Source organism: Actinotalea ferrariae (assembly GCF_019733465.1).
In the GTDB taxonomy this organism is placed as follows: domain Bacteria; phylum Actinomycetota; class Actinomycetes; order Actinomycetales; family Cellulomonadaceae; genus Actinotalea; species Actinotalea ferrariae_A.
On record NZ_JACVQL010000161.1, the window covers coordinates 1 to 11443 of the forward strand.

Below are 11443 nucleotides of genomic sequence, written 5' to 3' on the forward strand. Positions count from 1 at the left end.
GGTGCCCCGGGCGGCGGCGGCGGCTTCGCCGGTCGTCCCGGCGGCGGTGGCCGTGGTGCCGGTCGCGGCAGCACGCAGGGTGCCTTCGGGCGCGCCGGCGGGCGGCCCGTGCGCGGACGGAAGTCGAAGCGCGCGAAGCGGCAGGAGTTCGAGCAGATGCAGGCGCCCTCGCTGGGCGGCGTGCAGGTCCCTCGCGGCGACGGCACCACCGTGGTGCGCCTGCGTCACGGGTCCTCGCTCAACGACTTCGCGGACAAGATCGACGCGAACCCCGCGAGCCTCGTGACCGTGCTGTTCCACCTCGGTGAGATGGCCACGGCGACGCAGTCCCTCGACGAGGACACGTTCGGCACGCTCGCGGCCGAGCTCGGCTACCGCATCGAGATGGTGTCGGCCGAGGAGGAGGACCGCGAGCTGCTCGGGTCCTTCGACATCGACCTCGAGGCCGAGCTGGCCGAGGAGGACGACTCGCAGCTCAGCGCGCGTCCGCCGGTCGTGACCGTCATGGGTCACGTCGACCACGGAAAGACCAAGCTCCTCGACGCGATCCGCTCCGCGGACGTCGTCGCCGGCGAGGCGGGTGGCATCACCCAGCACATCGGCGCCTACCAGATCCACACCGAGCACGAGGGCGTGGACCGGGCGATCACCTTCATCGACACCCCGGGTCACGAGGCGTTCACCGCCATGCGTGCTCGTGGTGCCCAGGTGACCGACATCGCGATCCTCGTGGTCGCGGCCGACGACGGCGTGATGCCGCAGACCATCGAGGCGCTCAACCACGCCCAGGCGGCCGGCGTGCCGATCGTCGTCGCCGTGAACAAGGTGGACAAGGAGGGGGCCAACCCCGCCAAGATCCGCCAGCAGCTCACCGAGTACAACCTCGTGGCCGAGGAGTACGGCGGCGACACGATGTTCGTCGACATCTCGGCGCTGCGCCGGATGGGCATCGACGACCTCCTCGAGGCCGTCCTGCTCACCGCCGACGCCGCGCTCGACCTGCGGGCGAACGCTGACAAGGACGCGCGTGGCGTGGCCGTCGAGGCGAACCTCGACAAGGGCCGCGGCGCCGTCGCGACCGTGCTCGTGCAGTCCGGCACGCTGCGCGTCGGCGATGCGATCGTCGCGGGCACGGCCTACGGCCGCGTCCGTGCGATGTTCGACGAGCACGGCGAGACGGTCAGCGAGGCCACGCCGGCACGTCCGGTCATGGTCCTCGGCCTGACCTCGGTGCCGCGCGCCGGTGACACCTTCCTGGTGGCCCCCGACGACCGCACCGCACGTCAGATCGCCGAGAAGCGCGAGGCCGCCGAGCGCGCTGCCCTCCTGGCCAAGCGCCGCAAGCGCATCAGCCTCGAGGACTTCACGCAGGCGCTCCAGCAGGGCAAGGTCGAGACCCTCAACCTCGTCCTCAAGGGCGACGTCTCGGGTGCCGTCGAGGCCCTCGAGGACGCGCTGCTCAAGATCGACGTCGGCGACGAGGTCGACCTGCGCGTCATCCACCGCGGTGTGGGTGCCGTGACGCAGAACGACGTGAACCTGGCGACGGTCGACAACGCGATCATCCTCGGCTTCAACGTCAAGTACGCGGAGCGCGTCGAGGACCTGGCCGACCGCGAGGGCGTCGACGTGCGCTTCTACTCGGTCATCTACCAGGCGATCGAGGACGTCGAGGCGGCCCTCAAGGGCATGCTCAAGCCGGAGTACGAGGAGGCCCAGCTCGGCACCGCCGAGGTGCGCGAGGTCTTCCGCTCCAGCAAGTTCGGCAACATCGCCGGCTCGCTGGTGCGCTCGGGCACGATCCGCCGCAACTCCAAGGCGCGCGTGCTGCGCGGTGGCAACGTCATCGCGGAGAACCTGTCCATCGAGTCGCTCAAGCGGTTCAAGGACGACGCGACCGAGGTCCGCGAGGGCTACGAGTGCGGTATCGGGCTCGGGTCGTTCAACGACCTGCAGGTCGACGACGTCGTCGAGACGTACGAGATGCGCGAGAAGCCGCGCTCGTAGTCCTCTGCCGGTGGGCCGCGCGTCGGGATGACGGCGCGCGGCCCCCCGGCGGCCTCCTTCGTCGGCCGCCCTGCCAGACCCACCACGGTCCGCGCACCATCATCCCGACGCGCTCCGTCAGGTCACCGTGCGCCCGGGCTGGGATGGGCAGGGGGTCGGCTCGTGGCGCTTCGCGCCACATCGCTTCGTCTGCGGCAGCTGCCGCCCTGCATCTCCGGAGGAATCTCATGGTCGACCACCCGCGGGCTCGGAAGCTGGCCGAGCGGATCCAGAAGATCGTCGCGCAGATGCTCGACACGCGGGTCAAGGACCCGCGGCTCGGCTTCGTGACCGTGACCGACGTCCGGGTGACCGGGGACCTGCAGCACGCGTCGGTGTTCTACACCGTGCTCGGGGACGACGAGGCGCGGGCCGGGTCGGCCGCCGCGCTCGAGAGCGCCAAGGGGCTCATCCGGTCCGAGGTCGGCAAGCAGACCGGCATCCGGCTGACGCCGACGCTCGAGTTCATCGCCGACGCCGTGCCCGAGACGGCCGAGCACCTCGAGCGCGCCCTGCGTGAGGCGGCGGCGCGCGACGCGGAGGTGGCCGCGCTGGCCTCGTCGGCGCAGTACGCCGGCGACGCCGACCCCTACCGCCGTCCCGCCGACGAGGACGAGGACGAGGTCGAGGGTTCCGCGACCGGCGCCGACGGGGACGACCTGCCGGCTTGGGGCTGACGTGGCCGAGGACGGCCTCGTCGTCGTCGACAAGCCGGCCGGCTGGACGAGCCACGACGTCGTCGCCCGGGTGCGACGCCTCGCGGGCACCCGGAAGGTCGGCCACGCCGGCACGCTCGACCCCATGGCGACCGGGGTGCTCGTGCTCGGCGTCGAGAAGGCCACCCGGCTGCTCACCTACGTGGTGGGCGCGGACAAGGAGTACCTCGCGACGATCCGGCTCGGCGTCGCGACGACGACCGACGACGCCGAGGGCGAGGTCGTCGCCGTGGCCGACGCCTCGGGCGTGACCGACGAGGACCTGCACCGTGGGGTCGCCGCGCTCACCGGTCCGATCGAGCAGGTGCCGAGCTCGGTCAGCGCGATCAAGGTCGACGGGCGCCGCGCCTACGCGCGGGTGCGCGACGGCGAGGATGTCGCCCTCGCCGCCCGGCCCGTGACGATCCGCCGCTTCGACGTGCACGGGGTGCGGCACGTGGCCGCGACGGGTGACACTCCCGCCGTCGTCGACGTCGACGTCACGGTGGTCTGCACGTCGGGCACGTACGTGCGGGCGCTCGCCCGCGACCTCGGCACCGCGCTCGGGGTCGGCGGGCACCTCACCGCCCTCCGACGCACGCGCGTGGGCGGCTACGCGCTCGACGTGGCGCGCACGCTCGACCAGCTCGAGGAGAGCTTCACCGTGCTGCCCATGGCCGACGCCGCCCGGGCGACCTTCGCCCCGCGCGAGCTCACGGCGGAGGAGACCGCCGAGCTGTCGTTCGGGCGCCGCGTCGCCGCGGACCCGGCGCAGCCGGCCACGAGCGACGCCCCCGTCGCGGCGTTCGCGCCCGACGGAGGGCTCGTCGCGCTGCTCGCCGACGAGCCCACCGGGCGTGCGCGTCCCGTCCTGGTGGTCCGGCCGGCCTGACGGCGTCCCGCACGCCCGCGGCCACGACCGTGCTCGGGGACGGTCCGGTCAGGGCCGCGGCGGCGTGGCAGGCTTGCCCCGTGCATCGCTGGACCGACCTGAGCCAGGTACCCGCGGACTTCGGTCCCTGCGTCGTGACGATCGGCAACTTCGACGGGGTGCACCGCGGCCACCGCGGCGTGCTGACGCGGATGGTGGCCGACGCCACGGCCAGGGGTCACCGCGCGGTCGCCGTGACGTTCCACCCCCATCCCGCGCTGGTCCACCGCCCCGACTCCGCGCCGGAGCTCATCACCGGGATCGCCGACCGGCTCGAGCTGCTCGCGGAGACCGGGCTGCACGCGGTCCTGCTCGTCGAGTACACGCTCGAGTTCGCGCGCGCGACGCCCGAGGAGTTCGTCCGGACGTACCTGGTCGACGGCCTGCGGGCCGGCACGGTTGTCGTCGGGCGCGACGTCCGGTTCGGGCTCGACAACTCCGGCGACCTCGCGACCATGCGCGCCCTCGGCGAGCGGTACGGCTTCGCCGTCGAGGTGATCGAGGACGTGCACGGCGACGTGTCGCCGGACCACCGGGGGGAGGGGTCGCGACGGTGGTCGTCGACCTGGGTCCGCGAGCTGCTCACCGAGGGCGACGTCGTGGGGGCCGCCCACATCCTCGGCCGCCCGCACCGGGTGCGGGGCACCGTCGTCCACGGCGACGCGCGGGGCCGCGAGCTGGGGTACCCGACCGCCAACCTCTCCCAGGACGCGACGGGCATGGTCCCGGCCGACGGCGTGTACGCGGGCTGGCTGCGGCGCGTGGGCTACCCGGCGGACCGGCCGGACGGCTACCTGCCCGTGGCGATCTCGGTCGGCACCAACCCGACCTTCGACGGGGTCCAGCGCCGCGTCGAGGCCCACGTGCCCGACCGCACGGACCTCGACCTGTACGACGAGGAGGTCGTCGTCGAGTTCGTCGAGCGGCTGCGGCCGACCGTGCGGTTCGCCTCGGTCGAGGCGCTCGTCGTCCAGATGGAGGACGACGTCGAGCGCACGCGGCGCCGGCTCGCGGGCGGTCCGCTCGTGTCCGTGCTCGGCCCCGCCGGGGCGCAGGGGTCGGTGCCCGGCGCGGTCGGCTGATACCCTGGGGATGCCGTCAGATCGGCCGCGGAACCAGAGCGCCCGGGTGGACATGCCCCGGAGCACCGCGCAGCGAGACACCCAAGGAGAGCCCGTGCCCCTCGACGCCGCCACCAAGCAGCGCATCATGACCGAGTACGCCACCACCGAGAACGACACGGGCTCGCCCGAGGTCCAGATCGCGCTCCTCACGCAGCGCATCAAGGACCTCACGGAGCACCTCAAGGAGCACAAGCACGACCACCACTCGCGTCGTGGCCTGCTCCTCCTCGTCGGCCAGCGTCGCCGTCTCCTCGGCTACCTGCAGAAGGTCGACATCAACCGCTACCGCAGCCTCATCGAGCGGCTCGGCCTGCGTCGCTGAACGTCCCGGACCAGCCCGGACCCCACCGGGGTCCGGGCTGGTCCGGTGTCAGGCGCCCGCGCGGCGCCGGCACCCGGCGGTGACGGCCCGCCCCACGCGGGGCGCGGCACCATCGCCACCAGCAGCACCCAGCACCACCCGAACCCATCAGTACCGATTCACATCAGTACCGATTCACATCAGTACCGATTCACATCAGTACCGATTCACATCAGTACCGATTCACATCAGTACCGATTCACATCAGTACCGATTCACATCAGTACTGATCCACATCCAGTACCGCCCGGAACCGGCGTCTGGTCCTCGGTAGTGGCTCGCGGAACCGCACGACGGAGTCCGCGGACCACGGTCGAAGACCGTCGCTCGAAGCCGGGATCTTCGACGAAGGAGGGCATCCCGTGGAGGGACCCGAGATCCAGTTCGCCGAGGCCGTCATCGACAACGGCCGCTTCGGCACCCGCACCGTCCGCTTCGAGACCGGCCGCCTGGCCAAGCAGGCCGCCGGCTCCGCCGTCGCCTACCTCGACGGCGACACCATGCTCCTGTCCGCCACCACGGCCGGGAAGCACCCCAAGGAGCAGTTCGACTTCTTCCCCCTGACGGTCGACGTCGAGGAGCGCCAGTACGCCGCTGGCAAGATCCCCGGCTCGTTCTTCCGCCGCGAGGGCCGCCCCTCGACGGACGCGATCCTCGCGTGCCGCCTCATCGACCGCCCGCTGCGCCCCCTGTTCGTCAAGGGCCTGCGCAACGAGGTCCAGGTCGTCGTCACCGTCATGGCGATCCACCCGGACGACTCGTACGACGTCCTCGCGATCAACGCCGCGTCGATCTCGACGCAGATCTCGGGCCTGCCGTTCTCCGGCCCGGTCGGCGCGGTGCGCATCGCGCTCATCGACGGCCAGTGGGTCGCCTTCCCGCGCTACTCCGAGCGCGAGCGCGCGACGTTCGACATGGTCGTCGCCGGCCGTGTGGTCGGTGACGACGTCGCGATCGCGATGATCGAGGCCGAGGCGCCCGAGAAGAGCTGGAACCTCATCAAGGACGAGGGCGGCGTCGCCCCCTCCGAGGAGGTCGTGGCCCAGGGCCTCGAGGCCGCGAAGCCGTTCCTCAAGGCGCTCGTCACGGCGCAGCAGGAGCTCGCGTCGAAGGCCGCCAAGGAGGTCCAGCAGTTCCCGACGTTCCCGGACTACCAGGACGACACCTTCGCCGCGGTCGAGCAGGCCGCCGAGGCGCGCCTGTCCGAGGCGCTGACGATCGCGGACAAGCAGACCCGTGAGGGCCGCCTGGACGAGATCAAGGCCGAGGTGCTCGCCGAGCTCGGCGGCCAGTTCGAGGGTCGCGAGAAGGAGCTCTCCGCCGCGGTCCGCGCCGTGACCAAGAAGGTCATCCGCCGCCGCATCCTCACGGACGGCTTCCGCATCGACGGTCGTGGCCTGCGGGACATCCGCACGCTGTCCGCCGAGGTCGAGGTCCTCCCGCGCGTGCACGGCTCGGCCATCTTCGAGCGCGGCGAGACGCAGATCCTCGGCGTGACGACGCTGAACATGCTCCGCATGGAGCAGCAGCTCGACACGCTCTCGCCCGAGACGCGCAAGCGCTATATGCACAACTACAACTTCCCGCCGTACTCGACCGGTGAGACGGGCCGCGTGGGCTCGCCCAAGCGGCGCGAGATCGGTCACGGCGCGCTCGCCGAGCGGGCGCTCATGCCCGTGCTGCCGAGCCGCGAGGAGTTCCCCTACGCGATCCGTCAGGTCTCCGAGGCGCTGGGCTCGAACGGCTCGACGTCGATGGGCTCGGTCTGCGCCTCGACGCTGTCGCTGCTCAACGCGGGTGTCCCGCTGCGCGCCGCGGTCGCCGGTATCGCGATGGGTCTCGTCTCCGACACCGTCGAGGGTCAGACCCGCTACGCGGCGCTGACGGACATCCTCGGTGCCGAGGACGCGTTCGGCGACATGGACTTCAAGGTCGCCGGTACGCGTGAGTTCGTCACGGCCATCCAGCTCGACACCAAGCTCGACGGCATCCCGGCCGACGTGCTGACGGGCGCGCTGAACCAGGCCCGCGACGCACGGCTCTACATCCTCGACGTCATGAACGAGGCGATCGACGCCCCGGACGAGATGTCGCCGAACGCGCCGCGCGTCATCACGGTGAAGGTCCCGGTCGACAAGATCGGCGAGGTCATCGGGCCGAAGGGCAAGATGATCAACCAGATCCAGGAGGAGACCGGCGCCGACATCTCGATCGAGGACGACGGCACGGTCTACATCGGCGCCACCGACGGTCCGTCGGCGGAGGCCGCGCGGGCGGCGATCAACGCGATCGCGAACCCGCACATGCCCGAGGTGGGCGAGCGCTTCGTCGGCACCGTCGTCAAGACGACGACGTTCGGCGCCTTCGTCTCGCTCTCGCCGGGCAAGGACGGCCTGCTGCACATCTCGCAGATCCGCAAGCTCGTGGGCGGCCGTCGGGTCGAGAACGTCGAGGACGTCCTCGGCGTGGGCCAGAAGGTCCAGGTCGAGATCGGCGAGATCGACCCGCGCGGCAAGCTCTCGCTGCACGCGGTCATCGAGGAGGAGGCTGCCGGCGACGGCGCCCCCGCCGAGCAGGGTGCGGCCGCCGAAGGCGCCCAGGCCTGAGGTGGGTCTCGACCTCCCGCTGACCCGCCCGGGCCTCCCGGGCAGTGACGTGACCGCCGGGCAGGACGGCGGCGCCCTCGTGCGCCGTACCGTACTGCCCGGCGGGGTCCGGGTCCTCACCGAGTCGATGCCCGGCCTGCGCTCCGCCACGGTGGGTGCGTGGGTCGGCGTCGGCTCGCGTGACGAGACGGACGGTCACCACGGCTCGACGCACTTCCTCGAGCACCTGCTCTTCAAGGGCACCGCGCGCCGCTCGGCGATGGACATCGCCGAGGCGTTCGACGCCGTCGGCGGCGAGGCGAACGCGGCCACCGGCAAGGAGCACACCTGCTACTACGCGCGTGTGCTCGACGCCGACGTGCCGATGGCCGTCGACGTCATCGCGGACATGGTGACGTCGGCACGGATCGACGCGGACGAGCTCGAGACCGAGCGCGGCGTGATCCTCGAAGAGCTCGCCATGAACGACGACGACCCCTCCGACGTCGTCCACGAGCAGTTCGCGACCGCGGTGCTGGGCGCCCACCCGCTGGGCCGCCCCATCGGCGGCACGCCCGCGACCATCCGCGCGGTCCCGCGCGACGCGGTGTGGGAGCACTACCGCGAGCACTACGGTCCCCGCACCCTCGTCGTCACGGCCGCCGGCGGCGTCGACCACGACGCGCTGTGTGCCCAGGTCGCGGACGCCCTGCACGCGGGCGGCTGGGACCTCGACCCCGACGCGGGCCCCGCGGCGCGACGCGGCGACGCGGCCGACGCGGGACTGCCCACGCACGGCGCGGAGCTCGTCATCCACCGCACCACCGAGCAGGCCAACGTCATCCTCGGGGCGCCGGGCCTCACGGCGACCGACGACCGGCGGTTCACGCTGTCCGTCCTCAACGCGGTGCTGGGCGGCGGCATGTCGTCGCGTCTCTTCCAGGAGATCCGCGAGCGGCGCGGCCTCGCGTACTCCGTGTACTGCTTCTCGTCCGGGCACGCGGACACCGGCGTCTTCGGCCTCTACGCGGGCTGCGCGCCCGGCAAGGTCGACGAGGTGCTGAGCCTGCTCGCGGAGGGCTGGGAGCGGCTCGCCCAGGACGGGATCACGGAGCAGGAGCTGCAGCGCAGCATCGGCCAGCTCTCCGGCGGGCTCGTCCTCGGCCTCGAGGACACCGGCTCGCGCATGAGCCGGCTCGGCAAGGCCGAGCTGGTGCACGGCGAGCTGCTCAGCCAGGAGGAGTCGCTGGAGCGCATCCGTGCGGTGCGTGCCGCCGACGTCCAGGAGCTCGCAGCCGAGCTCGCGGGTCGCCCGCGGTCCGTCGTCCGCGTGGGGCCGTTCAGCGCCTGAGCGGTCGCCGGACGCGCGCGTCCGGCGCACTAGGGTCGTCCCGTGGACGATCGACTGGGAGTCGCGGTGCTCGGCGCGGGCGGCCGCATGGGCGGGACCACGTGCACGGCGCTCGAGGCGGCCGCCGACCTCGAGCTCGTCGCACGCCTCGACGCCGGTGACGACGTCGCCTCGCTCGCGGGGGGTCCGGCACGCGTGGCCGTGGACTTCACGGTGCCCGCGGTGACCGAGGCCAACGTGCACGCGCTGGTCGACGCCGGCATCCACGCGGTCGTCGGGACGACGGGCTGGGACGACGCGGCCCTCGGGCGCGTGCGCGAGCACCTGGCCGAGGTGCCGGGCGTCGGCGTCCTCGTCGCGCCCAACTTCGCGATCGGGGCGGTGCTCGCGATGGCCTTCGCGGCCAAGGCCGCGCCGTGGTTCGAGTCGGCCGAGGTCGTCGAGCTCCATCACCCCGACAAGGTGGACGCCCCCAGCGGCACCGCGGTGCACACCGCGCGCGGGATCGCGGCGGCCCGGGCCGCCGCCGGCCGCGGCACGATGCCGGACGCCACGACCTCCGCGCTCGACGGGGCGCGCGGCGCCGACGTCGACGGGGTGCGGGTGCACGCGGTCCGGCTGCGGGGGCTCGTGGCCCACGAGGAGATCCTGCTGGGCAACCCGGGTGAGCAGCTCACGCTGCGCACCGACTCCTTCGACCGCGTCTCGTTCATGCCGGGGGTGCTGCACGCCGTGCGCACGGTCGCGAGCCGTCCCGGGCTCACGGTGGGGCTCGACCAGTACCTCGACCTCGGCTGATGCGCCGGTCGATGGTCGGCGCGGTGCTCGTGTCCGCGCTGCTGGGGGTGTTCCTCGTCGCGGTCGCGTGGCGCGGGGTCGCGCTCGTCCGGACCGGCGAGCCGGTCGCCGTCGGCCTCGGCGCGGGCGTCCTCGTGCTCACCGCGCTCGGGCTGTACCTCATCTCGCGCGAGTGGCGGCTCGCCGTCGGCGTGCAGCGCATGGCGGACGTCCTCGCGGCCGAGGGTCGGCTCCCCGTGGACGACCTGCCGCGCACGCCCGGTGGCCGCGTCGACCGGGCCGCGGCCGACGTCGCGTTCACGGCCTTCCGTGCCGACGCCGAGGCCGCGCCGGACGACTGGTCGGCCTGGTACCGCCTCGGCTTCGCCTACGACGCCGCGGGCGACCGCCGTCGCGCGCGCGAGGCGCTCCGCCGCGCGTCGGCGCTCTACCGCGCCGCGCCCTGAGGTCAGATCTCCGCGACCCACCGGTGCTCGGTGACGGGCCGGGTGGCACCGCCCTCGGTCCGGACCCCGAGCTCGCGCGCTGCACCGTCGGGGCCGAGCCCTGCGGCGGCGAGGAACTGCCCGCGCGCGTCGTCGCCGTCGAGCACCCACGTCTGCAGGTGGGTGGCCCCGGCGTCGCGGGCGATGTCGACGCACGCCGCGAGCAGGCGTGAGCCGTGCCCTCCGCGGCGGTGGTCCGGGTCGACCTCGAGGGCGACGACGTCGACCCCCGTCTCGGCCCCTCCGTCGCCGTCCACGCCCGCGAGGGGGGCCGACGCGGCGAACCCGACGACGCGTGGACCGTCGCACGCCACGAGCACGTGGTGCGCGCGCGACGGCGGCGTGGAGATCGCCGCGGCCCACTGCCGTCGCACGGCCATGACGTCGAGCTGCTCGAGCACGTCCGGACCGAGCAGGTCGCCGTGGGTCGTGCGCCACGCGCGCAGCTGCACGCGGGCGATCGCCGCCTCGTCGTCGGGCGTCGCCGGGCGCACCGAGACGTCGGCCTGCTCGCGGAACAGCGCCATCAGCGGGCTCGTGCCGCTCGGAGCCGTGCGGTGGGGGCGACGGCTGCGGCCGGTGCGCTGCGCGGGTGCATCCCGGCAGCATGCCGCCCGCCCGCGGCGGTGTCGAACCGCGCGGTCACAGCGCGCGCAGCACGGCGGCGACCACCGCGGCGAGGACCACCACGACGACGAAGGGCGCACGCAGGGCGAGCGCGACGGCCGCGACGGCGACGGCCGCGAGCCTCGCGTCGACGACGACGGCCGCTCCCGTCGTGAAGGTCTGCACCGCGACGAGCGCGGCCAGCAGCGCGACCGTCACCAGACCGGCCACGCGCGCCACGCGGCGGTCCTCGAGCCAGTGGGCGGGGAGCCGGTGCCCGAGCAGCTTGGTCGCGAAGCACACGGCGGCCGCCGCGAGGACGGCGACCCACGTCACGGCGTACGCGCTCATGACCGCACCCCGTCCGGCCCCGAGCCGCCGGGGGTCGTGCTGCCCGGACCGGCGTCGGCCGGCGGGGCGTGCAGCCGCGGGCCGGGGTCGCGCCAGCCCAGCACGACGGC

General features: G+C 73.4%; 11 protein-coding genes. 9 read left to right on the forward strand and 2 right to left on the reverse strand.

The genetic code is table 11. From position 1 onward, the window contains the following. The 9 genes from infB to ICW40_RS12940 form a co-directional block, all read left to right on the forward strand. A partial coding sequence (infB, locus tag ICW40_RS12900) for a translation initiation factor IF-2 (RefSeq protein ID WP_221654425.1) occupies positions 1 to 2007 on the forward strand: 2007 nt, incomplete at its 5' end. Between the two features lie 227 nt (positions 2008 to 2234). Next, a complete protein-coding gene (rbfA, locus tag ICW40_RS12905; RefSeq protein WP_221654426.1) occupies positions 2235 to 2723 on the forward strand; it encodes a 30S ribosome-binding factor RbfA in 489 nt (162 codons plus the stop codon). Between the two features lies 1 nt (position 2724). Next, positions 2725 to 3633: a tRNA pseudouridine(55) synthase TruB gene (gene truB, locus ICW40_RS12910; RefSeq protein WP_221654427.1), complete on the forward strand. Its 909-nt coding sequence runs from the start codon at positions 2725 to 2727 to the stop codon at positions 3631 to 3633. Between the two features lie 80 nt (positions 3634 to 3713). Then, positions 3714 to 4754, forward strand: coding sequence for a bifunctional riboflavin kinase/FAD synthetase (locus ICW40_RS12915; protein ID WP_221654428.1), 1041 nt, complete (start codon positions 3714 to 3716; stop codon positions 4752 to 4754). Between the two features lie 94 nt (positions 4755 to 4848). Further along, on the forward strand, positions 4849 to 5118 hold the full coding sequence (gene rpsO, locus ICW40_RS12920; RefSeq protein ID WP_149204771.1) for a 30S ribosomal protein S15: 270 nt from the start codon (positions 4849 to 4851) through the stop codon (positions 5116 to 5118). Between the two features lie 401 nt (positions 5119 to 5519). Further along, complete coding sequence (locus ICW40_RS12925; RefSeq protein ID WP_221654429.1) at positions 5520 to 7763, forward strand: polyribonucleotide nucleotidyltransferase; 2244 nt, start codon at positions 5520 to 5522, stop codon at positions 7761 to 7763. Between the two features lies 1 nt (position 7764). Further along, entirely contained in the window at positions 7765 to 9093 is a 1329-nt protein-coding gene (locus ICW40_RS12930) for a M16 family metallopeptidase (protein WP_221654430.1), read from the forward strand. 42 nt (positions 9094 to 9135) lie between these two features. Further along, a complete protein-coding gene (gene dapB, locus ICW40_RS12935) occupies positions 9136 to 9891 on the forward strand; it encodes a 4-hydroxy-tetrahydrodipicolinate reductase (RefSeq protein WP_221654431.1) in 756 nt (251 codons plus the stop codon). Further along, the gene (locus ICW40_RS12940; RefSeq protein ID WP_221654432.1) at positions 9891 to 10337 is read left to right on the forward strand and encodes a hypothetical protein; all 447 of its coding nucleotides are present in this window, start codon (positions 9891 to 9893) and stop codon (positions 10335 to 10337) included. Before dapB ends, ICW40_RS12940 begins: the two co-directional genes overlap by 1 nt. A 2-nt stretch (positions 10338 to 10339) precedes the next feature. Here ICW40_RS12940 and ICW40_RS12945 read toward each other — a convergent pair whose 3' ends face one another. Both ICW40_RS12945 and ICW40_RS12950 read right to left on the reverse strand, forming a co-directional pair. Then, the gene (locus ICW40_RS12945; protein WP_221654433.1) at positions 10340 to 10903 is read right to left on the reverse strand and encodes a GNAT family N-acetyltransferase; all 564 of its coding nucleotides are present in this window, start codon (positions 10901 to 10903) and stop codon (positions 10340 to 10342) included. A gap of 115 nt (positions 10904 to 11018) precedes the next feature. Beyond that, complete coding sequence (locus ICW40_RS12950; RefSeq protein ID WP_221654434.1) at positions 11019 to 11333, reverse strand: AzlD domain-containing protein; 315 nt, start codon at positions 11331 to 11333, stop codon at positions 11019 to 11021. Positions 11334 to 11443 lie beyond the last annotated feature (110 nt).